The organism is Humitalea rosea (genome assembly GCF_003253705.1).
Lineage (GTDB): Bacteria > Pseudomonadota > Alphaproteobacteria > Acetobacterales > Acetobacteraceae > Humitalea > Humitalea rosea.
The window spans coordinates 86,812-108,906 of sequence record NZ_QKYU01000014.1; the positions used below are offsets into that span (position 1 = coordinate 86,812).

At 69.2% G+C, this 22,095-nt stretch carries 18 protein-coding genes, 1 tRNA gene, 1 pseudogene and 1 CRISPR repeat array (1 of these 21 only partly in view); of the genes and pseudogenes, 5 read left to right on the top strand and 15 right to left on the bottom strand.

The window, feature by feature from the left end:
- Positions 1-2,997: a CRISPR direct-repeat array (repeat unit 29 nt; unit sequence CGGTTCATCCCCGCGTGTGCGGGGAACGC) (it extends 2,522 nt beyond the left edge of the window).
- Positions 2,998-3,065: 68 nt separating this feature from the next.
- From cas2e to cas3, 8 genes are all read right to left on the bottom strand, one after another.
- Positions 3,066-3,410 carry a type I-E CRISPR-associated endoribonuclease Cas2e gene (cas2e, locus tag C8P66_RS13295; RefSeq protein WP_111398759.1) on the bottom strand — a complete coding sequence of 115 codons (345 nt, stop codon included), beginning with the start codon at positions 3,408-3,410 and terminating at the stop codon, positions 3,066-3,068.
- A complete protein-coding gene (gene cas1e, locus C8P66_RS13300) occupies positions 3,391-4,344 on the bottom strand; it encodes a type I-E CRISPR-associated endonuclease Cas1e (RefSeq protein WP_111398760.1) in 954 nt (317 codons plus the stop codon). Before cas1e ends, cas2e begins: the two co-directional genes overlap by 20 nt.
- On the bottom strand, positions 4,341-5,027 hold the full coding sequence (gene cas6e, locus C8P66_RS13305; protein WP_111398761.1) for a type I-E CRISPR-associated protein Cas6/Cse3/CasE: 687 nt from the start codon (positions 5,025-5,027) through the stop codon (positions 4,341-4,343). Before cas6e ends, cas1e begins: the two co-directional genes overlap by 4 nt.
- Positions 5,024-5,788, bottom strand: a complete 765-nt coding sequence (cas5e, locus tag C8P66_RS13310; protein ID WP_111398762.1) for a type I-E CRISPR-associated protein Cas5/CasD — start codon at positions 5,786-5,788, stop codon at positions 5,024-5,026. Before cas5e ends, cas6e begins: the two co-directional genes overlap by 4 nt.
- A gap of 6 nt (positions 5,789-5,794) precedes the next feature.
- On the bottom strand, positions 5,795-6,835 hold the full coding sequence (gene cas7e / locus C8P66_RS13315) for a type I-E CRISPR-associated protein Cas7/Cse4/CasC (RefSeq protein WP_111398763.1): 1,041 nt from the start codon (positions 6,833-6,835) through the stop codon (positions 5,795-5,797).
- Positions 6,832-7,386, bottom strand: a complete 555-nt coding sequence (gene casB, locus C8P66_RS13320) for a type I-E CRISPR-associated protein Cse2/CasB (protein WP_111398764.1) — start codon at positions 7,384-7,386, stop codon at positions 6,832-6,834. Before casB ends, cas7e begins: the two co-directional genes overlap by 4 nt.
- The gene (casA, locus tag C8P66_RS13325) at positions 7,383-8,969 is read right to left on the bottom strand and encodes a type I-E CRISPR-associated protein Cse1/CasA (protein WP_111398765.1); all 1,587 of its coding nucleotides are present in this window, start codon (positions 8,967-8,969) and stop codon (positions 7,383-7,385) included. The genes casB and casA overlap by 4 nt, the downstream gene beginning before the upstream one ends.
- A 328-nt stretch (positions 8,970-9,297) precedes the next feature.
- Positions 9,298-11,982: a CRISPR-associated helicase Cas3' gene (gene cas3, locus C8P66_RS13330; protein ID WP_281271349.1), complete on the bottom strand. Its 2,685-nt coding sequence runs from the start codon at positions 11,980-11,982 to the stop codon at positions 9,298-9,300.
- Between the two features lie 187 nt (positions 11,983-12,169).
- Here cas3 and C8P66_RS13335 point away from each other — a divergent pair.
- Positions 12,170-12,376 (top strand): annotated as a pseudogene (locus C8P66_RS13335) (transposase); the annotation flags it as partial.
- A gap of 42 nt (positions 12,377-12,418) precedes the next feature.
- Here C8P66_RS13335 and C8P66_RS13340 read toward each other — a convergent pair.
- From C8P66_RS13340 to C8P66_RS13365, 6 genes are all read right to left on the bottom strand, one after another.
- Positions 12,419-12,495 (bottom strand) — tRNA-Met (locus C8P66_RS13340).
- Between the two features lie 44 nt (positions 12,496-12,539).
- Positions 12,540-13,646 carry a tRNA 2-thiouridine(34) synthase MnmA gene (gene mnmA / locus C8P66_RS13345; protein ID WP_111398767.1) on the bottom strand — a complete coding sequence of 369 codons (1,107 nt, stop codon included), beginning with the start codon at positions 13,644-13,646 and terminating at the stop codon, positions 12,540-12,542.
- Complete coding sequence (locus C8P66_RS13350; RefSeq protein ID WP_111398768.1) at positions 13,646-14,320, bottom strand: TenA family protein; 675 nt, start codon at positions 14,318-14,320, stop codon at positions 13,646-13,648. The genes mnmA and C8P66_RS13350 overlap by 1 nt, the downstream gene beginning before the upstream one ends.
- Positions 14,320-14,646, bottom strand: a complete 327-nt coding sequence (locus C8P66_RS13355) for a ferredoxin family 2Fe-2S iron-sulfur cluster binding protein (RefSeq protein WP_111398769.1) — start codon at positions 14,644-14,646, stop codon at positions 14,320-14,322. Before C8P66_RS13355 ends, C8P66_RS13350 begins: the two co-directional genes overlap by 1 nt.
- A gap of 2 nt (positions 14,647-14,648) precedes the next feature.
- Complete coding sequence (locus C8P66_RS13360) at positions 14,649-15,845, bottom strand: cysteine desulfurase family protein (protein WP_111398770.1); 1,197 nt, start codon at positions 15,843-15,845, stop codon at positions 14,649-14,651.
- 19 nt (positions 15,846-15,864) lie between these two features.
- The gene (locus C8P66_RS13365) at positions 15,865-16,968 is read right to left on the bottom strand and encodes a cysteine desulfurase family protein (RefSeq protein WP_111398815.1); all 1,104 of its coding nucleotides are present in this window, start codon (positions 16,966-16,968) and stop codon (positions 15,865-15,867) included.
- A gap of 352 nt (positions 16,969-17,320) precedes the next feature.
- Between C8P66_RS13365 and C8P66_RS13370 the strand changes: the two genes are divergently transcribed.
- Complete coding sequence (locus C8P66_RS13370) at positions 17,321-17,989, top strand: alpha/beta hydrolase (protein WP_111398771.1); 669 nt, start codon at positions 17,321-17,323, stop codon at positions 17,987-17,989.
- Positions 17,990-18,041: 52 nt separating this feature from the next.
- Here the strand turns inward: C8P66_RS13370 and C8P66_RS13375 are convergent, their stop codons facing one another.
- On the bottom strand, positions 18,042-19,124 hold the full coding sequence (locus C8P66_RS13375) for an anhydro-N-acetylmuramic acid kinase (RefSeq protein WP_211314144.1): 1,083 nt from the start codon (positions 19,122-19,124) through the stop codon (positions 18,042-18,044).
- Positions 19,125-19,334: 210 nt separating this feature from the next.
- Here C8P66_RS13375 and C8P66_RS13380 point away from each other — a divergent pair, with 210 nt between their 5' ends.
- The 3 genes from C8P66_RS13380 (at position 19,335) to C8P66_RS13390 (ending at position 22,091) form a co-directional block, all read left to right on the top strand.
- The gene (locus C8P66_RS13380) at positions 19,335-19,937 is read left to right on the top strand and encodes a hypothetical protein (protein WP_211314140.1); all 603 of its coding nucleotides are present in this window, start codon (positions 19,335-19,337) and stop codon (positions 19,935-19,937) included.
- A 37-nt stretch (positions 19,938-19,974) separates the two neighbouring features.
- Positions 19,975-20,715 (top strand): maleate cis-trans isomerase family protein, encoded by a 741-nt coding sequence (locus C8P66_RS13385; RefSeq protein WP_111398817.1) that lies wholly within the window; start codon positions 19,975-19,977, stop codon positions 20,713-20,715.
- Positions 20,716-20,957: 242 nt separating this feature from the next.
- Complete coding sequence (locus C8P66_RS13390) at positions 20,958-22,091, top strand: ABC transporter substrate-binding protein (RefSeq protein WP_111398772.1); 1,134 nt, start codon at positions 20,958-20,960, stop codon at positions 22,089-22,091.
- The last annotated feature ends 4 nt before the right edge of the window (positions 22,092-22,095 follow it).

Sequence of the window (22,095 nt, forward strand, 5' to 3'; positions counted from 1 at the left end):
GGGAACGCGGCAGCCCGAGCCGCTGCAACACAACCACCACCGGTTCATCCCCGCGTGTGCGAGGAACGCAGGCGCTCTCGCCGGCCTCGGCATCCCGATGACGGTTCATCCCCGCGTGTGCGGGGAACGCGACGTTGGCTTCGTCACCAGCGACCGTTGGGGCGGTTCATCCCCGCGTGTGCGGGGAACGCGCGCGGCACGGCGGGGATGTGGAGCGGCTGTGCGGTTCATCCCCGCGTGTGCGGGGAACGCTCACCCGCGATCCGCGCCCATGGCGCCTCGACCGGTTCATCCCCGCGTGTGCGGGGAACGCATCGCCTGGTCGGCGTCGGGATAGGATCCAACCGGTTCATCCCCGCGTGTGCGGGGAACGCCCCCCCGCGCCGCGGCCGGGCAACCTCTCGGCCGGTTCATCCCCGCGTGTGCGGGGAACGCCGTGACGCTCGGGGAGGTGTCGTCGATCGTCAAGGTTCATCCCCGCGTGTGCGGGGAACGCTTGTTGGGGCGCTCAGTGTTTCGGTTTGGCGCCGGTTCATCCCCGCGTGTGCGGGGAACGCATACCCACCGCCTGCGGCCCCTATAATCGGGCCGGTTCATCCCCGCGTGTGCGGGGAACGCGTCGTAGGTAATGCCGAGGGCCAGCAGGCGGTCGGTTCATCCCCGCGTGTGCGGGGAACGCAACCCTGGGAACTCCGTCCCAAGCAGGCAAACCGGTTCATCCCCGCGTGTGCGGGGAACGCGCATTACGGCCTCGACCAATGACTGGCGCAGTGGGTTCATCCCCGCGTGTGCGGGGAACGCGTCTGGTTGATCGGCGGGACAGCATCCGCCCTCGGTTCATCCCCGCGTGTGCGGGGAACGCTCCGTGAGCATCTGCGATGCATTGCCGACCTGCGGTTCATCCCCGCGTGTGCGGGGAACGCCTTGTGCATCTGTTCCGGCCGCAGGCCGGGGACGGTTCATCCCCGCGTGTGCGGGGAACGCCCTGAGCGCCTGCGGAATTAGAGGAACCTGCACGGTTCATCCCCGCGTGTGCGGGGAACGCGGCATTATTTAGGGCTCTGGCATTCGCCGCCTCGGTTCATCCCCGCGTGTGCGGGGAACGCACGAGCGCACTCCCGAAACCACGTTTTTTAACCGGTTCATCCCCGCGTGTGCGGGGAACGCGAGCCATTGCCGACCTGCTTGCCCAAATAGACCGGTTCATCCCCGCGTGTGCGGGGAACGCACCCGCGCCCGGACGGCGGGGGTATTCTGGATCGGTTCATCCCCGCGTGTGCGGGGAACGCGCAGCACGGAGCGCGTCGGCGGCAGTTTGTGCCGGTTCATCCCCGCGTGTGCGGGGAACGCGCTGGTCTACGGGGACCAGTTCGTGAATTTCGCGGTTCATCCCCGCGTGTGCGGGGAACGCCACGCCTCCCGCACCCATAGCCGATCTCCAGCCGGTTCATCCCCGCGTGTGCGGGGAACGCGGCGCCATGCCCTGCCGCTGCTGCCGCTCTGCCGGTTCATCCCCGCGTGTGCGGGGAACGCCATCTATGCACAACGGACCTGATGTGAAACGGCGGTTCATCCCCGCGTGTGCGGGGAACGCGTCCCCGGCCTACGGCCGAACTCTGCACAAATGGGTTCATCCCCGCGTGTGCGGGGAACGCATCCTTCCAGCTTTTTCCCACGAGCCATATACCGGTTCATCCCCGCGTGTGCGGGGAACGCATCTGGCCCATTTCCTCGGCCCATCCGATCGGCGGTTCATCCCCGCGTGTGCGGGGAACGCTCTCCCGGCTGCATGAGCGGCCAAGGGTATTCCGGTTCATCCCCGCGTGTGCGGGGAACGCTTTCACCGACCACAAGACGGCGAACGCTGAGACGGTTCATCCCCGCGTGTGCGGGGAACGCTTGCGCAGGGTGCGCTGCGCCGCGCCCCAGTCCGGTTCATCCCCGCGTGTGCGGGGAACGCGTCTCCTTCGCGCGCTCGATGCTGAAGGACGCCGGTTCATCCCCGCGTGTGCGGGGAACGCACGACCCTGGACCCCGACACGAAGAAGGAAATCGGTTCATCCCCGCGTGTGCGGGGAACGCCTCTGCGTGAGCACGTCCGGCCAGATCATCACCGGTTCATCCCCGCGTGTGCGGGGAACGCATGACCTGCCCATCGATCAGATTGCGGCGCTGCGGTTCATCCCCGCGTGTGCGGGGAACGCGTGTTGAGTTGCAGCCCAACCACCAGCCCGGGCGGTTCATCCCCGCGTGTGCGGGGAACGCGCGAAGAAGATGCGCTTCGTCGCCCTGACCTGCGGTTCATCCCCGCGTGTGCGGGGAACGCTCCGGCAGCACCTCCACCGTCAACAGCAGTGGCGGTTCATCCCCGCGTGTGCGGGGAACGCGTGCGCCAGACATCGGCGGTCGCGGTGTAGCCCGGTTCATCCCCGCGTGTGCGGGGAACGCCATTGCGATGCTGATCCCGGCCAGCATGCCCTCGGTTCATCCCCGCGTGTGCGGGGAACGCACCAGCGCGTGCTCCGCCACCGCCGACGCGCTCGGTTCATCCCCGCGTGTGCGGGGAACGCGAAGGCGCGCATGCTATGATCCCCTCCCTCTACGGTTCATCCCCGCGTGTGCGGGGAACGCTGGATGAAGACGGGATTGGGAGCTCCGGCCCCCGGTTCATCCCCGCGTGTGCGGGGAACGCTCACCGCGACCCCCTATCGGATGGACAGCGGGCGGTTCATCCCCGCGTGTGCGGGGAACGCTGGCCGGCCGCGCAGCGCACCCTGCGCAACAGCGGTTCATCCCCGCGTGTGCGGGGAACGCGTTGGTCTGCCGCGCTCAGCAACCCCCGCCATCGGTTCATCCCCGCGTGTGCGGGGAACGCGGCATCGTGCTACCGTGAGCCTCCTCCTCCACCGGTTCATCCCCGCGTGTGCGGGGAACGCTCGGCATCATGCACGACGCAGAGCCGTATGGACGGTTCATCCCCGCGTGTGCGGGGAACGCTCTGACCAGAGCCTATTGATTTACAAAGCCTATCCCCATGTCAAACAACTCACCGAAATCGCGCCGCGTTAGCCTCGCCCGCGGCCTCGTCCACGTGAAGGCACCGAGGCGGGACCAGCCTCCGATGGCAGCGCTGCGTCGGCCGTGAAACTCACCAGCCGCAAGCCATCCAGGTCGATCGGAACGCGCCTGTTCTTGCCACAGGTATCGAAGTGGAAGCCCACCTCATTCGGGGCCGACCAGGCCAGCACGGCATTGCCGTCCTCAATGTATCCGCAAACCTCGCCCCAGATCATCTCCCGGACCCGTCGCCCGTAGTCGCCGATATAGACTCCCGCCCGCACCTCCAGCAGCCAGACGGCCAATCGGCCACGCAACCTGGGCGGCGCGTTCTCAACCACGATGACCAGCATCGCCCATCTCCTCCGGCCCATCGATCGCAACGGGCATGGCCTCGGGCGGCGCCCCCGGCATCGGCAGGCCACCGGCCGTCAGCACCTCCTCGATCAGGGGGATAAGCCGGGCCAGGATATTCGTGCGGCGGAAGGCGTCGCGGCACCTTCGGCGCACCTCGGCCACCGGATCGGTGACGGGGCGGCCGTCGAGGGGCCGGCCAAGCTGCACCGCAGCCGCCACGCGGAAGGCCTCGGGCACCACGGTCTCGAACTTCAGGATATCGGCGATGTCATAGACGAAGCTCTGCGGCTTCCCCGTATGGAGAAATCCGATCGCCGGCGCGTAGCCCGCCGCCAGCACAGCCGCCTCGGCAATGCCGTAGAGCGCGGCCGTCGCGGCCGAAAGGCAGCGGTTCACCACATCGGCCGAAGACCATTCATGCGGGTCGTAGTCCCGGCCATTCCATGTGGCGCCATGGCGCTGTGCCAGCAGCCGATAGGTCTCCTTCACCCGCGCGCCTTCAATCCCGCGCAACTGGTCCACCGATCGCCGCAGCGGCGCATCCTCCTGGAAGCGAAGCGCATACATCTTGCGAACCACGCGCAGACGCGCCTCGTCATCCAAAGCCAAACGCGCCTGCAACAGCAGCCGGTCCGCGCGCGCACCGCCCGGCTGGCCCGCGGCGTAAAGCCGCACCCCCGCCTCCCCCACCCAGATCAGCAAGGTCCCCGCCCGTGCGGCCAGGGCGACCGCTGCATGGCTCACGCGGGTGCCCGGCTCCAGCATCACGCAGGTCAGGCCGCCGATGGGGATATGGACGCGCACCCCCGCCTCATCGACCAGCACAAAGGCGCCATCGATCACATCCAGCCGCCCTTTCTCGACGAAGACGATCGCGGCGCGTTCGCGGATCGGGATCGGCCGGGGCGGCGGCAGCCCCGGCAGCGTCATGGCACCCGGCGGATGAGCATGAGTCCGCAGCCGAAGGCCCGCGCACGCCCCAAGCCGGCGCCGAGGGCCGCCAGGAAGGCCGCCGGGTCGGTCACGGTCAGGATGCCCTCGAAGTCGAGCACGCCGAAGCGCAGCGCGGCCGTACCCGGCCTCGTGATCCGGATGGTCTCGTAGCCATCCACAGCGACATCGCCTAGCAGGGCAAAGCCATGCGCGGCGCCTTGGCGGGCGAGCCAGGCACGGCCGGCCGCAAGCATCACATCGTGCCGCGCCGCCGCCCGGGCCTCGCCCGGCGGATGCTGCCGCAGCGCGTCCATCACCACATCATGGCGCTGTCCGCGTTTGCCGGGCGCCGTCTGCCGCGCGATCACCGGATTGGCGTGCAGCACGAAACCCAGCCGATCCCCCACCCCAAGATTGGGCGCAAAGGGCTTGGTCTCCAGGTCGAAGATGTCGTTCAGTGGATTGGGGGGCCGCGAGGAGAGCGCCAGAAACTGTCCCGGCCGGTCCTGGCGCCACAGAAAGTCGCGCCGCCGGTCGGCGCCATCGGAAAACAGCGCCCAGACCAGCTGGTGGGCGGCCGCGGCCTGCGGGCCGGTCTCCTCGGGCACCAGCAGCCGGGCCAAAGCGGCAACCGGTGCCTCACGTCGCAGCCTGGCGCGAGAGAGGAACAGGCCGGTCATGGCGCGGCGAGCTGCAGCACCAGCTCCTCACGAAGGTCGAACTGCCAGCACCGGCGGGATCGCGGCTGGTCACGGCGCAGCTCGATCCAGCGCCGGCGGCTGTCATCGGCCGGAATGGCGTCGGCGTCGCTCGCATCCAGCGTCACCACCGGCGCTGTGAGCCGCTCCGCAGGCAGGTCGCGCAGCCAACCGTCAAGCGCGCGCAGCCTGGCTTCCGGGCCAGCCTCATGGCGCTGCACCAGCGCTGCGGGCGCATCCGCCGCCGCGATCAGCTCCGGCGCCAGGGGCAGCCCCAGCGGGCAGGATTTGCGCCCGAGATAGGTGACGAAACCCGGGCAGCGCATCGCCTCGGCGATCTCGGCCAATGACCAGCGCGGTGCGGGGTCACGGGGCCACAAAGCGCCGAGATGCCACGCCCCACTGCGATAGTCGCGACGCGAGAGCACGGTGTTCAACCCGGGCTGTGCCAGCTCCTCGGCACGGGTGGCGAAGCGCCGGCCCCGCGCGGCCGAAGGCATCTGCGCCGTGTGGTAATCGGCCAGCAGCCGCCCTGGCGCGTGGCACAGCAGCGCCAGCCCATAGCCGGTCGCGAGCGCGGCCTGGGCGGCATCATCCTCCCGCTCCAAGCCAAGGCAGGCGCCGATCAGCCCGAGCACGGCGGAGCGGGCCGGGCGGTCCCAGCCGGAGCGCCTCTCGCCCACCGCGATCGCCCCGAAGGAGGCGATCGGCGCGACCAGAGCGAAGGTCAGATAGTCAGCCATGCCGGGTCAGTCGCGGCAGAAGGCGATGACATCGGCGAGGCTGCCCTTGGCGCCGACATGCATGATCCGATCGTCGTCGCTGCCGGGGCCATAGGCGTCTTTGAGGGCACAGCGGAATTTGGTCAGCGCGGTAATCGACTGCGCCATCAGATCCTCCCCAGTGACCGGGCGCGCGAAGGCGCCAGCCAGGGTCCGCGGCTGCTGGTCGCCCCGCTCGGCCAGCAGATATTCAGCCCGGCCATGGGCGGCAAAGCTGTTCTGCTTGCCGCGAGGTGCGGCCGTTGCCGCGGCCTCCACCAGTGCTCCGACTGCGGTCGCCGCCAGGGCCGCATCGCCGCCGAGGTTTTTCAGCAGCAGCGCCCGATCCACGCAGAGGTAGAGGTAGAAGACGCCCGAGCCGAAGGCAGCCTCGCCCAAGAAGCCCGCCCCAGCATCCTCGGCCGAGGTCTTCAGGTCATCGACGGCGGTGTAGTAGTCATCCTCCACCGTCACGCGATGGGTGGTGATGGCATGGGCCACCTGCGCCGCCGCCTCGCGGTTGTAATCGGGGTCGGCGGCCAGCATCCGGCCGAACAGCGCGATGTCGGCCGCGGTATCGGCGGTCCGCAACAGCCCCGCCGCCTTGGCATCCAGCTTCTCTCCGGCAAGGAGGCGGTCGGCCAAGGCGAGGGCCGCGGTGCGTTCCTCCGGCGCGATGAAGGCAAGCTGTTCGATCCGCGTCGGCTCCTTGTCCTTGGCGTCCTTGATCTTGCCGAAGACGCCGGCGATGTCGCGCGCCGCCGCGATGGCCGCCTCCGCCACCATGCCGCCGGCGAGCAGGTGGTCGCGCACCACCTCCCCCATGCGCTGGGTGCGCTGACCCATATGGCCGGCCAAGGCAGTGGCGAAGATTGGCGAGGTGCGCCAGGCCCGTTTCAGCGCCTGGGAGGACAGCCGCAGCCGTGGCGCGCCGCCGACGATGGCGGTCTTCGGGCGGCCGGTGTCGTCGCGGTTCATATTGGCCGGCGGGAAGAAGGTCAGCAGGTGCAGTTGCAGGAAGCGGCTCATGCGGCGGTGTCCTTGGCGGGCGTGGCGGGTGGCGCCGGCTCGGCGTTCCAATAGGTGAAGATCCAGCGGCGCTTGGTCTCGGGGCCGCGATGCAGGTCGGGCCAATCGAACAGGGCACGGGAGAGATCGGCGACATTCGCCTCGCCTCCGGCCAGGGCGACCAGTCGGCGGAACACGATCAGGCATTCCTCGGGCTCGCTGGCTTCGAGCAGGCGGCGGAAACGCAAGGGCTTCAGCGTCGCGGTCTCTGGCTTGTCGGGGCTGTCCGGGCCGATCTGGCGGGCCAGCCGTTCGCCCGGCCGGTCGCGCCGGACATGGGCGAGCACGGCGGCGGCGAGCGCGATGGCGACAAGGTCCTTCTCATCCGTGGCGCCGCATTGGCGGAACAAGGCGATGGTGGCGGGTTCCTGCATCGCCTCGGCCAGGCTGGCGCAGCGTCGCAGCCGGGCCAGGGCGGCGCGATCGCCGGCGCGCTCGGAGGGGTTGGGCCGGCTCTGGTCCGGCACCAGCCCCCGCCACCAGCCGATGACGCCCTGTGGCGTGCGGATCATGCGCTCTTGCCCTTTGCGGTCTTCGGTTTGGCCTCGACGGCCGGCAGCCCGAGGGTCTGGAACAGCGCCGCGCCTTCCTTGCCATAGCCCAGCAGCGCGAAGACCAGGTTCCGCCGGGCGCGGCTGATACGCGGTGCGGCGCCGCCGTTTTCGGGCGTCATCGGCGCAGCCTCATCGAACAAGGCGAGCGCGATCCGGCGAAGCTGCGTGAGCCAGTTCAGCGGCGCGGCATCGGGCGGGGTCTGGAGGAGGGCGAAGAACAGCGGCTCGGTCTGCTCCCAGAGCCTTTCGCGCGGGGTCGAGAGCAGCTCGGCCTCCAGCTTCACCGTGGCCCCGGCGCTGAACAAGGCAAAGCGGATGGCGGAGCGCAGCAGCCCGGCGATCTGGTTGGCGGACACCACGAGCCTTGCCGCCAGCGCGTCCATCGCCTCCCGCGCGGCCTTGTCGGGGGCGGCGGGCAGCGGCATCTCGCTTTCGACAAAGGCGCGGGCCTTCATATTGTCCATGTCGTAGCCAGCGGCGAGCAGGCGGGCGCGGCCGCCTCCGGCGTCGATCTCGCGCGTGTCGCGCCAGCTGGCGATGGCCTTGGCCGGCAGTCGCAGCCCATCCGGGGTCGCCACCACCAGGCCCAGCCAGTGGCGATAGCCGACACCCCCCGGCTGTGGATGCAGCGGCAGGTATTCCGCGGCCGCCTTCAGCGCGTAATGTGGCGTCAGCGGATGCACCCGGCCCCAGCCAGCATAATTCGCGCCGCGCGGCCGCTGCCGCCAGGACCGCACCTGCACCGCATCGGCCGCACCGGTCAGGCCGCAGGGCTCGGTGGCAGAGCCCTCGGAGAAATCCAGCCGGATGCGGCGCGGCATCCCCCACCATGCTTGCAGCGGATGCGCCGTCTCCGGCGTGACCACACGCGCGCCTTCGGAGGTCACGCTGGACGCCAGCCAAGGCAGGATGCGGGGCAGATCCTCGGGGCCGGGGATTTCGCCACGCGGCACATTGGCCCAAATCTGCTGCCACAGGCTCGGGCGGTCGCCAGGGCGGACCAGCGTGGTCATCGGCCCGCCGCCGCGCAAGCCGGTGCGATTGCCGGCGCCACCGGCAGGCGCCCAGCTCTGGAAGGTAAAGAGGGCCATGGCCGCGGCCGGCCGGCCGAGCGTCGCGATCCGTCCGCGATGGACCAGAAGATCGGTGTTCTGCCGTTGCGTGCTGGCGCCGGGCGCCTCGATCAGCAGGCGTTCGATGGGCTCCGCATCCGAGACCAGATCCTCAAGATCCTGCAGGAAGCGAGGGCCCTGCCCGTCCAGGTTGAAGGCATGGGCCAGGGGCGCGAAGGCGGCGTCCAGCGCATCGGGATCGGGCGGCGCCTCCCACCCCTCGCGCCAAGCTCCATGGCCTTCGGGCGGGCAGGCGGTGGCGAGCAGGCCGATGAGGAATTCGAGACTGGCAACGCGGAAATCGGCGCGAGGCCAGTCGAGCGCAACGATCGGATCTGTGGTTTCGGTGATCTGGGCGGGGCGGATGGTGCTTCGCAGACCGCTGGCGCGCCGAATGGGAAGCCAGGGGAAGGTGATGAGGTTGAACAAATTGGGCGACCTCGCAACTCGACACGAAACTGGCGTCAGCGTAATCATCTCCCAGGTGCCGTTTGGTTACCTGGGAGATGCGTGAGCAGGAGGCGATCTCCCGATCAACGTCTTGAGCGTCGCGCTAGCTGCACGCGGAATCTCCTCCTCTAAAGTGACGGCCGTTACAGGGGCCGACGGGATTCCCCCCCGTCGGCCCAACTTCCGTAGCATTATCGAAAGTTCCCGGTCAACGAGATTCTCTTGCCACACCTCCACGTTGGACCTTAATCCCCGCGAAGCGGGGAACCGAAAGAAGAACCTTGCAACACCACAACGGTGGACCGGTTCATCCCGCCGAGGCAGGCACGCACAAACTCAAACCAACGGATTCCTGATAGAATATTCGGACCGCAGTGCCCGATTCCGTGCGTCCCTCAATCATATAGGCGTCGCGGCTCGCCGTCATCACCGCCAGCACCACGCGCTCGGACTCCCGCTCCCACCGTCCCCAGCCTGCCTTCGCCGCCTCCACCGCCGCTTCCAGGCCGGCAGGCACCGGGCAGGCCGCGATCCGGTGCCGCGCGACCAAAACCTCCGACAGCGCCCAGGCCCTGGCGGGATCGGCGTCGGCGGCATAGGGCACCACCGCGCCATCACGCAGCAGCGCCAGCCGCAGCGTGACCTGCGGGCGGTCCTCCAGCCGCGTCGGCGTCTGGGTTTCCGGCTCCCACAGCCCGGCGTTGCGATCGTAGCATTCGGTGAAGACCAGCAGGTTCTGCCGGGCGATGCCCGTGGCCGCCTGCGCCTTGCCCAACGCTTGGCCAGCGGCATCGGCAAGGGCTGCCGGGATCGCGCCAGGCGCCTGCGTGTCGAAAGCGGTTTCGATCAGCGGGCGCATGTCCTGCGGCGTCGTGATGGCGCCACGGCCGAACACTGCCCGTGCGCTGCGCCAAAGCAGGGCCGGATCGCGATAGACGGCAGCGGTTCCCGGCTGCGTTGCCTTGATCCAATCCGCCGCAGGCTCGTCAACCGGTTCTGGCGAGATGATCAGCAATTCCGGCCCGGAGATCGGCCGCGCCCCCCGTGCGTGACGCCACAAGCGTCCAGCGCGCTGGATCAAAAGATCGGCTGGCGCCAGATCCGTCACCAGAAGATCGAAGTCCAGATCCAGGCTTTGCTCGATCACCTGCGTCGCGATCAGCACGCCGGCCCGGGTGGCACCGTCGCTGCCGCGGCCGAAGCGGCGCAGTACCTCCGCCTCGATGTCCAGCCGGTCGGCCATGGCGAAACGTGCATGGAACAGCAGCGGCGTCACGCCCTGCGCGCGCACAGCAGCCGCGGCCGCAATCGCGTCATCGACGGTGTTCCGCACCCAGGCCACCGCTGCCCCCGCTTTGGCCGCCATCAGGACGCGCTCCAGCGCCGCTGCCGCATCGGGCAGGCGAGAGACGACGACACGCCGCGCCAGCCCCGCGCGAACGTCGCATGGCTGCTCCACCACACCATCCGCCCCAACCAGAGTCGCCAGCGGATAGGCGGTCTGCGCGAGCGGCAACGCCCTGGCCTGCAGCCCCTTGCGGAAGGCCGTCACCAACTGCTGCCGGACATGCTTCGGCAAGGTCGCCGAGAGCAGGATGACGGAGCCGCCGAGTGCGGCGTGGAACTCCAGCAAGGTGAGTATCTCGCGCCGCATATAGGCATCGAAGGCATGCACCTCATCGACGACCAACACCTTGCCGGCCAAGCCCTGCAAGCGAAGGGCCGCGTGGCGCACCGGCAGCACCGCCAGCAAAGCCTGGTCCAACGTGCCGACGCCGACCTGGGCGAGCAGGGCGCGACGGCGGTCCTCAGCCAGCCAGGCGGCGCAATGCGCCTCGGCCGGTTCATCGGCCGGATCGGCGGGGCTGTTGCGCGCTGGAGGGGCTTCGGCGGGAATGCTGTTTATGAAGCGCGGATCCAGCGTGGCACGCGCATGGGCCAGGACGAGAGAGGGGTGGGCCTCTGCGGCGAAGAGGCCGCGATAGGCCTGACCCAGGCGCCCGAACATCGCATTCGCCGTGGCCATCGTCGGCAGCGCCAGGAACAGGCCGGTGGCGCGGCCTTCGGCGAGCAGCCGATGCGCCAGGATGACGGCGGCTTCGGTCTTGCCACTGCCGGTAAGGTCCTCGATCACCGCCATCACCGGGCCTGCCGGAAGAGTGACGGTTTCGGCCCAGGCCTGGATGGGCGAGGGCACCTGGATCGCCGGGAACAGCCGCCCCATGCCGGTGAAGCGCGAGGGCCGTGCGGAGGCCATGCCCGCGGCCGCCAAGGCGGAGGCCGCTTGTGGCAGCGCATGGTCCCACCAATAGGCCGCGGGGTCCGCTACGGCCGCCGGCGCCACATACGGGAACCACGCCTGTCGCGAGCCGATCCAGTCGGCCAGCGTCACCACCCCCGCAAGTTGCCAGCCCAGCCGAGCGATGTCGTGGTCGGAACCAGGCCGTGGGAGTGCGGGCGGCGAGAAGAGCCGCCGCATGGCATCGATGAAATCCACCGCGGCATCCAGACAGCCGGTGCAAATTTCGGAGGACCCTGGCGTAGTCAGCGGGTCGGCCGGTGGGCGGCCATGGTGGCCGGCAAGGGCACGCAAAAGCGGCCCGCGGCTGCCATCATCCCAGGCGTAGCGTCCCGCGATGCGAGGCGGAAGAACGTCGTCCAACGTGGACCCGAGCGTCGTCCGCAGCATCTGCAACCCCAGCACGTCGTGCTTCGGGCCGGAGGGCACTCCATTGGGCGGCAGCGGGCCAAGTGCGGCTGCGGGCCAAGCGGCGGGCGCCATGCCCTGAAACACTCGCGAGAATTTCCCGATGTCATGAACCGCGGTCAGGAACCCGAGGGTCTGGCCGGCGAGCGTGAAATGCGATGACCTGGGCAGCAGCATCGCAACCGCGGCGACATCAAGGGCATGGGCGACCAGCGGGTGCATGGCTGGTAGGCCATCGGCCTCCGGCCGGGCTTTGCCCCAGAACAGCGAGGTTTCGCTTCGCAATGAGCGCGCCCCATTTCTGGTTGTTTGTGCGAAGGGCTAACGTTGTCCCGGTTCAGTGGACCGTTTGCGGGTATGGATCAATGGGTCTCGACCATCGGCCCTGTTTCGAATTCGATGGGGCTCGATAGCCCAGGGCTGAATATCCGCAGGCTTGGTTGTGGCGAAGAGTTGTCGGGCAGACGTCGCCAAGCGTCACGCGATGGTGGATGCCGATGGGCGCGGCCTGGTGCTGCACGCCCATCCGGCGTCGATCCAGGACCGCGATGGCGCACCGCCTTTGCTGCGTGCCTCACGCCGTCGCTGGGCCTTCGTCGAACTCTGCCTTACCGACAGCGGCTACGCCGGGGAGCGTGTCGCCAAGGCCAGCCGCATCCGTGTCGGGATCGTCCGCAAGCGGCGGATCGCACGCCAAAACACTGATTTATCTGAGGAAACTTGGTAGCGGCGGGCGGACTTGAACCGCCGACCCCGGCATTATGAGTGCCGTGCTCTAACCAGCTGAGCTACACCGCCACACCGGCCCGGTCGGAACCGGACGGGAAACTTGGTTGCCGCGCTTAGGCCGCCACTCGCGTCGTGTCAACGCGCGCGCGTCCCTTGATGAACCCGCCACAGAGCAAGCGCCCCTCGGCATCATACAAAACCATGGCCTGCCCGGGGGCCGCGACCGCCGGGTTGCCCGGCACCAGCCGCAGCAGACCCAGCTCCGGATCCCAGGACGCAATGGCGGGCTGGGGCAGTTCCCGGGCGCGAAGCTTGGCAAAACAGGCGAACGCCCCGACGGGCGGCGCGATCAGCCAGTTCACCTCGCCGGCCATCACCTCATCGGTCGTGGTGGCCGCACGGGGGGCGACGATGATGCGGCGGGTGGTGGACTCCACACCGGTCACAAACAGGCGCTCCTGCCCGTCCCTGGAGGCCATGCCGAGGCCGCGGGACTGCCCCACGGTGTAGCGCGCGATGCCGGCATGGGTGCCGAGCACCCGGCCATCGGCATGCACGATCTCCCCCGGCTCTGCCGCATCCGGCCGCAGCTTGGCGACCAGGTCGCTGTAGCGCCCCTCCGGCACGAAGCAGATGTCCTGGCTGTCCGGCTTTTGGGCCACGGCCAGACCCAGGCGCTCGGCCATGGCACGGACGGCGGTCTTGTCGGGCATGTCGCCGAGCGGAAACCGCACCTGATCGAGCTGCGCCTGGGTGGTGGCGAACAGGAAATAAGACTGGTCGCGCGCCACATCGGCGGCCATGTGCAGTTCGGCGCCGTCGGGCCCTTCCACGCGGCGGGCGTAGTGGCCGGTGGCCAGCGCCTCGCAGCCGAGGTCGCGGGCGAGCCCGGCCAGATCCTGGAACTTCACGGACTGGTTGCAGCGGACGCAGGGGATCGGGGTTTCGCCGCGGGCGTAGCTGTCGGCGAAATCGGCGATCACCGCCTCGCGGAACCGGGCCTCGCGGTCGAGCACGTAATGCGGGATGCCGATGGTGTCGGCGACCATGCGGGCGTCATGGATGTCCTGGCCGGCGCAGCAGGCGCCCTTCTTGGCCGTGGCCGCGCCGTGGTCATAGAGCTGCAAGGTCGCACCCACGACCTCGTGCCCCGCCTCATGCAGCATCGCCGCGACGACGCTGCTGTCCACGCCCCCGGACATGGCGACCAGAATGCGCATCAGCTTGCGTCCAGCCCCATCTGCCAGAAATCCGTCTCCAGCCGTGCCGCCTCGGCAAACCCACGCGCGAGGGCGGGGAAGCGCGCATCGCCGCCATGGCTCACGCCCAGGCTGTCCAGCCGCGCCGCGGCGGCGCGGGCCAGGGACTGGTAGCCTTCGCCCGCATACATCGCGATCCAGGACTCATAGGGGTTGTTGGCCCGCGACCGGGAGGGATGCGCCTCGATCTTCAGGGCGATCTCGCCATAGCCGATGGTGCAGGGGGCCAGCGCCACTTCCAGGTCCAGGATATCTCCGGCCATGCCGCGATCCAGCACCCAGCGGGTGTAGCAGACGGTCTGCGCGGCCTCGGGCGTCGCCACGACGGCGGCCTCGTCCAGGCCCCATTCGGCGCAATACTTCAGATGCAGCTTGGTCTCGTCCAGGATCGCCAGCACGGCGGCGGCCTTGTCGCGCATCGCGCCCAGGCTCTCGGCCTTGAACACGCCGAGCGCCTTGGCGCGGGCGAACTGGATCAGGAACAAATAATCCTGCACCAGATAATGCTGGAAGGCGGGCAGCGGCAGGGTGCCATCCGCCAGTCCCTGAACGAAGGGGTGCCAGCAATAGGCCTCCCAGGCCGGGGCGGCGGCGCGCAGGCGCCGGAACAGCCCGCCCTCGGTCCCATAGTCCATCAGCCGGCGTTCCGCGTGCCCGCCGGCAGCTTCACGACCAACCCGTCCAGCGCCTCGGTCATGATAAGCTGGCAGCCCAGGCGGCTGGTTTCCTGAAGGTCGAAGGCCAGGTCCAGCATATCCTCCTCATCCTCGGTCGGCTTGACCAGGCGGGGGAACCAGGGGCTGTCCACGATCACATGGCAGGTCGAACAGGCCAAAGAGCCCTCGCACGCACCCTCGATATCCACACCATGCCGATGCGCGATCTCCAGCACCGAAAGGCCGAGGGGGGCCTCGACCTCCCGCCGCGTTCCATCGCGCTCAATGAACGTCATCTTCGGCATGATCACTCCGCGGACACTAGTGGGGCTGCGTGGGGGGTGGTGGTCGCGATCCAGGCGGCGCCAAGCATAGCCGCCGCGCGATCCGCATCGGCCGGCGAGGTAAAACGCCCGAACCCGATCCGCAAGGTTTTCCGTGCGGCGTCTTCAGGCAGGCCGATGGCGCGCAGGACGTAGGAGGGCTCGATCGCGGCCGAGGAACAGGCCGAGCCGGTGGAGACACAGACCCCCGGGGCCGCCGCCATGATGGCCTGGGCCGAGGTATCGCCCGGAAATGTCACGTTGAGATTGCCCGAGACCCGCTGCGCGGCATGGCCGTTCACGACAAGGTCAGGCACAAGGACGCGGAGCTTTTGCAGGAATCGGTCCCGCTGCCCGGCGATCCGGCCCGCGTCGAGCCGGCCCTCGGCGGCGGCGATCCGCGCGGCGGTGCCAAAGCCGACGACCAGCGGCGCGGGCAGCGTGCCCGAGCGCAGCCCCCGCTCCTGCCCACCACCGGAGAACAGCGGCGCCAGCCGGACGCGCGGGCGGCGGCGGACGTACAGCGCCCCAATCCCCTTCGGCCCATACAGCTTGTGGCCGGAGAGCGAGAGCAGATCGATGCCGATGCCCACATCCAGCGGAATGCGCCCCGAGGCCTGGGCCGCATCGGTGTGGAACAGCGCCCCCGCCTCCCGCGCCAGGGCCGCGAGGGTCGCCAGATCCTGGGTGACGCCGATCTCATTGTTCACGGCCATCACGCTGACCAGCAGCGTCGGCACCGCCAGCGCCTCGCGCAGCGCCTCCGGGTCCAGCAGCCCATCCGCGCCGACCGGCAGGATGACCGGCTCGAACCCCTCCGCGGCAAGGTCGCGGACGCTTTCCAGCACGCATTTATGCTCGGTCGCGACGGTGATGATCCGCCGGCGCTCGCTGCCCTGGCCGGCGGCGAAGCGGGCCGCGCCCTTGATGGCGATGTTGTTGGCCTCGGTGGCGCCGGAGGTCAGCACGATCTCCCGCGCCTCGGCCCCGATCAAGGCGGCGATCTCCGCGCGGGCGGTCTCGATCGCTTCCTCGGCGGCACGGCCCATGGCGTGCTCGATGCTGTGGGGATTGGCGAAATTCTCCTCCCACCAGGGCCGCATCGCCGCGAGGACCCGTGGGTCCAGCGGCGTGGTCGCGTGGTTGTCGAGGTAGATCGGGCGGTTGGCTGTCGCGGACATGCGCCCAATGTGGCGCGGATCAGCCCCCGGTTGAAGGACCGGCAACGGGGGCCAGCCTTGCGCCGACGCGGGCCAGGGCGGCGAGGAAGCGGGGCGCCACATCCTCCGGCGCATCCCAGGGCAGGCTGACGCGGATCGCGTGGCCCGCTGCCTCACCGAGGCCCATGGCGGTGAGCACATGGCTGCGCGTGACCTTGCCAGAGGAACAGGCGGAGCCGGCCGAGACCCGCACGCCCTCAAGGTCCAACGCGATGACCAGCGTCTCGGCCGGCATCCGGGGGAAGATCAGGCTGGTGGTATTGGGCAGGCGCGGCGCCCCCTGCCCCGCGACCGAGAGGCCCGCGCCGGCCTCGATGGCATCGCGCAGGCGGCCGAGGCGGGCGGCGTCCTGCGGCCGGGCGGCGGCGGCGGCGGCCCCCATGCCGGCGATCGCGGGCAGCGCCTCCGTCCCCCCACGCCGGCCGCGCTCCTGCCCGCCACCTGCCAGCAGCGGTGCCAGGGTCAGACCGGGCCGGAGCAGCAGCGCCCCGGCGCCCTTGGGCCCGCCGAGCTTATGGCCCGAGAGCGCCATGGTATCGGCGCCCAGGCCTGCGAAATCCAACGCCATGCGCCCCGCTGCCTGGACCGCGTCGATATGCAACAAGGCGCCGTGGCGGCGGCATAGGGCGGCGATCTCGGACAGGGGGTGCAGCACCCCGGTCTCATTATTGGCCGCCATGACACAAACCAGCGCCAAGTCAGAACAGGTGAGCAACGTATCGAGCGCCGCCAGATCCAGCCTGCCGTCGGCCAATACGGGGATGGGGGTGGCACCGGGGGTGGCGGCCAGGACGGCGGGATGCTCGGTCGCCCCCACCAACACCGCCCGGCCGGGCGCGAGCGCGTGGATGGCGGCGGCATTCGCTTCGGTGCCGCCCGCGGTCAGCACGACATCCTGGGCGCGGGCGCCAAAGGCATTGGCGATCTGGCTCCGGGCCGTCTCCAGCACCCGCCGCGCCGCTCGCCCATCGGCATGGACCGAGGAAGGGTTGCCGCGCAGATCGAGCGCCACGAGCACGGCCGCGCGTGCCTCCGGCCGCAACGGTTCTGTGGCATTCGCATCCAGGTAGAGGTCGTCGCTCACCGCATGGCTCCGGATCACTGCAGCCACGCCGGCATGGGCCTATGCGCTAAGGGCTTGCCAGCCATGCAACTTCATTGCAGGCGCAGTGATTCTGGTAGGATTCGTCGTCCCGCATCTGTATATCCGTCCAACCCTGGGAAACGGGAACCTTTCCCGGGGAAGCCACGAACGACCGGTACATGACGGGAGATGCGTCGCGTCTCCATCGACAGGGTATTGTTCCTCGGCGGGGCCGTCAACGACAGCCCCCGAGACCTCCCCTATCGCCGTCGGTCCGCTGCGTGCGCTGGCCTGGTTTCCCGAATGGATGCCGGCGGCCCCACGCCGGCACCCCAAGCGGATGCGAAGAACGATGCCTGAAGTTATGTTCGCCGGCCCCGATGGGCGGCTCGAGGGCCGCTACCACCATGCGGGTAAGCCGGGCGCGCCCGTCGCGCTGGTGCTGCACCCCCACCCGCTGCATGGCGGCACCATGAACAACCGTGTCACCCACGCGCTGTTCGAGCGCTACAAGGCGATGGGCTTCTCCACGCTGCGCTTCAATTTTCGGGGCGTCGGGCGGAGCCAGGGTCGCTATGATGGCGGCATCGGCGAGATCTCCGACGCGGCATCGGCGCTGGACTTCCTGCAGGCGGTGAACCCGGGCGCCTCCATGCTCTGGGTCGCGGGCTATTCCTTCGGTGCCTATGTCGGGATGCAGTTGCTGATGCGGCGGCCGGAAATGGGCGGCTTCGTCTCCATCTCCGCCCCCGCCAGCCACTACGACTTCGGCTTCCTCGCCCCCTGCCCGTGCAGCGGGCTGATCCTGCATGGCGCGGATGACGAGCTGGTGCCAGAGCCTTCGGTGAAGAAGCTCGTGGACAAGCTGAACACCCAGAAGGGCGTGAAGATCGACTACCGCGTGATGGCCGGGGCCGGACATGTCTATACGCCGGAGCAGACCGTGCAGGTCGCCAATGCGGCCGAAGACCATGTCATGAGCATCCTCAACCGCTCGCGCATGGCCCTCGCCGCCGACTGATCCACGGCCCCCGCCGCCCAATACGTGGCGGCGGGGGCATGTGACTTCCCCGCTACAGCAGGGACCCCACCAGCCGCCCGCCGGTGATCGGCCGTGGCGCCCCGGTGGTTGACGGGTAGGTCAGCGGCAGTCCACGTGCGACCCGCGCCGCGAGGAAGCCGAACGCCTGCGCCTCCAGCGCATCCCCATCCCAACCAGCGACCTCCACCGGCCGCAGCGGCGCCTCCAGCGCCCCCTGCAAGGCACGCATCAGCCCGGGATTGCGCCGCCCGCCGCCCGCCACCAGCCATTGCAGTGGTGGCTCGGGGAAGTGGCGCGCCGCCGCCGCGACGGCACAGGCGCAGAAGGCCGCCAAGGTCGCGGCCCCGTCGGCCGGTGAGAGCGCGCCCGCCCCGGCCTCACGCAAGGCGCGGTCGAAGTCGAGACGGTCGAGGCTTTTGGGCGGCGGCGCCGCCAGATAGGGGTGCGCCAGCATCCGCCCCAGCACCGCGCCATCGGGCTGCCCGGCCAGGGTCAGGTGTCCATCGCGGTCGTAATCCGCGCCGATCGAGCGCCGCGCCCAATCATCCAGCGGGCCATTTGCCGGGCCGGTATCGAAGGCCAGCAAATCCCCGCCCGGCCCGATCCAGGTGACATTGCCGACCCCGCCGAGGTTGAGGATCGCCAGGGGCTTGGGCAGCGGCGCGGCGAGGGCGGCGTGGAACACCGGCACCAGCGGCGCGCCCTGCCCGCCGGCCGCGACATCCGCGCTGCGGAAGTCCCAGGCCACGGTCATGCCGCAGCGCTTGGCCAGGGTCGCGGCGTCACCGATCTGCCAGGTCCGCGGCGCGGCGCCGCCAGGGGCGTGCAGGATCGTCTGGCCATGGAAGCCCACCACATCGGCGTCCAGGCCGATCGCCGCCACGGCCTCGGCATGGCGAGCGGTCAGCCGCGCCTCGCAATGGCGCAGGAAGGGGTCATCGGGCGAGAGTTCGGGAGCGCGGTCCAGCAACAGTCGCAGATCGCGCCGCAGGGCCGGGTCGTAAGGCAAGGTCACGGCCGGGCCGAGGCGCGAGATATGCTCGCCATCCGTCTCCACATAGGCCGCATCGACGCCATCGAGCGAGGTGCCGCTCATCAGCCCGATCGTCCGCAGCATCACGGCACCTGGGGAGGCCAAGCGTCCCGTCACGACATTCGCCCCACCGTCCATCCGCGACTCCACCAAGGCGACGCCTGTCAGCCCGGCATGGTGACGCCTCGCACCGCCGGTGCAAGCATTCCGTCACATGAGGCGGATTCGGCAAGAGTCCCTTCACCCCCCCCGTGGCAAAGCCTCCGCGATCCGCATGACACTGGAGGCCCTGTGACGCCACCCCCCGCCGAGCCGCCGTCCATGCCGCAGGCGGAGCTGGCGGCCCAGTTCGCCGATCTGCGCGGCTTCATCGACCGCCGCATCGCGGAGTTGAGCGCCGAGGTCCATGCCAGCGTCCAACTGGCCGACATGACGGAGGAAAAGCTCTCGGCCGAGCTGCAATCGGTGCAGCAGCAGATCGCCCGCCTGGTGACGGCGCCCAGCGCCAGCACCCGCAACAGCGGGCTGGAGCTGGAAGCCGTGGTCCAGGCCACCGAGACCGCCGCCAATACGATCATGGAAGCGGCCGAGGCGATCCAGGACTGGATCGCCGATGGGCAGAAGGACACCGCCTCGATCCAGACGCTTTCAGCCAAGGTCAATTCGATCTTCGAGGCCTGCAGCTTCCAGGACATCACCAGCCAGCGCATCCGCCGCGCGATCCAGCACCTGCAACAGGTGGAGACGATGCTGGACGGCATCCTGCCCGGCGGCGGCGCAACCGACAAAGCCCATAGGATGGAGATCGCGACCTCCATGCACACCGTCGCCGCCCCTGCTCTGGCCGGGCGGGACCTGGCGCAGGATGATATCGATGCGATGCTGAACATGTAGGCGCCCAGCGGCGGGGCGCCGCCGGATGGAGGGCCTCATGGACGCAACCCGGGCAGTGAAGCGGATCGGCATGCTGGTGCCGTCCTCGAACACGGTGGCGGAGCCCGCGACCGCGGCGATGCTCGCGGGGCTGCCGGGTGTCAGCCTGCATGTCGCCCGCTTCCGGGTGACGCGGCTCGATACCTCGGAGGAAGCGCTGGCGCAGTTCCGGCTCGCTCCACTGCTGGCCGCGGCGGATCTGCTGATGGACGCGCATATGGATGCGATCTGCCTGAATGCGACCTCCTCCTGCTACACCGGCATGCAGAACGATCGCGCGCTGGTGGCCGCGTTCGCGGCGCGGGGCATCGCCGCGGATACGCCGATGCTGGCGCTGTTCGACCTGCTGCGCGCGATGGGGGCCAGCCGCATCGGGTTGGTGACGCCCTTCCTGCATGACGTCCAGGCGGCGACCATCCGGATCCTTGGCGAAGAGGGCTTCGAAACCGTCGCCGAGCGCCATCTGAACGACCCCGGCAATTTCAGCTTCGCCCGCTTTACCGAGGACGCAGTCGCCACCCTGGTCCGGGAAGTGGCGGCGAGCCCTGGCGTGCAGGCGGTGGCGGTGATTTCCACCAACCTGCGTGGCGCACGCCCGGCGGCGATGGTGGAGGCGGAAACCGGCATCCCGGTGCTTGATACGGTTGCGACGGCGCTTTGGGGCGCGCTGCGGCGGGCCGGTGTCGCACCCTCGGGCGTGAGGGGTTGGGGACGGATGTTCCAGGTGCCGCCGACCTAGGCCCACGCACCAAAAAAGCGCGTGCGGTCAGGAAAGATCGGGCGTCTCATGCGATGGCGGCCGGTGCCGCCCGATTGGCATGACGCTTGCGTAAGCGGTTCCGGGCTGGGTGACGCGTTGACCAGCCGGAACTGCGTCTTGTGGATTTTCTATTTCGAGCCTTAAACTGCCTCCACATGTCGTGAATTGCGAATTCCACAAACACAATTCACCACCCCCGCCCGAGCCTGAGGAGAAATCCCATGTCGCTGCGCCGTCGATCCATCCTGACCGGAACTGCCGGAGCGCTCGCCGCCGCTGCGATCGCCCGCCCCTCCTTCGCCGCCGATTCTGTCATGGTCGGTGTCAGCGGGCCGCTGACCGGCCCCAATGCGCAATATGGCGCGCAGTGGAAGGACGCCTTCGAGCTGGCGCTGGAGGAGGTGAACCCCTCCGCCGCCCACAAGGTGCAATATCAGTTCGAGGACAGCCAAGCCGATCCGCGACAGACCGTCGCGATCGCCCAGAAGTTCGTGAATGACTCACGGATCATCATGGAACTCGGCGATTTCTCCTCGACCGCCTCGATGGCGGCCTCGCCGATCTATCAGCGCGCCAAGCTCGTGCAGTTCGGCTTCACCAATTCCCACCCGGATTTTACCAAGGGTGGCGACTACATGTGGAGCAATTCGATCAGCCAGGCGGAGGAACAGCCGAGCCTCGCCGATTACGCCATCACCGATCTTGGCCGCCGGCGCCTCGGCGTGATCCACCTCAACACCGATTGGGGCGTCACCAGCAAGAACCTGTTCGTCTCCGCCGTACAGTCCAAGGGCGCCACGGTGACGCTGGCCGAGGGCTTCCTGCCGAATGAGCGCGACTTCCGCTCGACCCTGGTGCGCATCCGCGACAGCAACCCCGATGGCATCGTCATCATCGCCTATTACGCCGATGCCGCGACCATCATCCGCCAGATCCGCACGCTCGGGCTGACGCAGACGATCATTGCCGTCAGCTCGGTCTATTCGCCGAAGCTGATCGAGCTTGGGGGCGATGCGGTGAACGGGGTGCATACCCTGTCCAACTTCTTCCCCGGCGAGCCGCGGGCCGAGGTGCAGCGCTTCGTCACCGCCTTCCAGGCCAAATACGCCCGCGAGCCGGACAACTTCAACGCCACCGCCTATGACACGATGGTCCTCGTGTCCAAGCTGGTGAACACCTATGGCACGACCCGGGCGGCGATCCGCGAGGGCCTGCCCCAGGTCGAATCGCCGAGCGTGATCTACGGCACCATCAAGTTCGACCCGGCGACCCGCCGCGTCAGCGGCGCGCAGTACAAGAAGCTGGTCGTGAAGGACGGTGCCTTCGCGATGTTCCAGGGCGGCACGCCGGCCTGATGCG

Coding starts and splice junctions, on each gene's coding strand:
- mnmA (WP_111398767.1), bottom strand. CDS start 13,646: ATGCGCATTCTGGTCGCCATGTCCGGGGGCGTGGACAGCAGCGTCGTC.
- casB (WP_111398764.1), bottom strand. CDS start 7,386: ATGATCCGCACGCCACAGGGCGTCATCGGCTGGTGGCGGGGGCTGGTG.
- C8P66_RS13360 (WP_111398770.1), bottom strand. CDS start 15,845: ATGTCCGCGACAGCCAACCGCCCGATCTACCTCGACAACCACGCGACC.
- cas5e (WP_111398762.1), bottom strand. CDS start 5,788: ATGGCTGACTATCTGACCTTCGCTCTGGTCGCGCCGATCGCCTCCTTC.
- C8P66_RS13370 (WP_111398771.1), top strand. CDS start 17,321: ATGCCTGAAGTTATGTTCGCCGGCCCCGATGGGCGGCTCGAGGGCCGC.
- C8P66_RS13355 (WP_111398769.1), bottom strand. CDS start 14,646: ATGCCGAAGATGACGTTCATTGAGCGCGATGGAACGCGGCGGGAGGTC.
- cas2e (WP_111398759.1), bottom strand. CDS start 3,410: ATGCTGGTCATCGTGGTTGAGAACGCGCCGCCCAGGTTGCGTGGCCGA.
- C8P66_RS13385 (WP_111398817.1), top strand. CDS start 19,975: ATGGACGCAACCCGGGCAGTGAAGCGGATCGGCATGCTGGTGCCGTCC.
- cas7e (WP_111398763.1), bottom strand. CDS start 6,835: ATGAGCCGCTTCCTGCAACTGCACCTGCTGACCTTCTTCCCGCCGGCC.
- C8P66_RS13390 (WP_111398772.1), top strand. CDS start 20,958: ATGTCGCTGCGCCGTCGATCCATCCTGACCGGAACTGCCGGAGCGCTC.
- cas1e (WP_111398760.1), bottom strand. CDS start 4,344: ATGACGCTGCCGGGGCTGCCGCCGCCCCGGCCGATCCCGATCCGCGAA.
- C8P66_RS13350 (WP_111398768.1), bottom strand. CDS start 14,320: ATGGACTATGGGACCGAGGGCGGGCTGTTCCGGCGCCTGCGCGCCGCC.
- cas6e (WP_111398761.1), bottom strand. CDS start 5,027: ATGACCGGCCTGTTCCTCTCTCGCGCCAGGCTGCGACGTGAGGCACCG.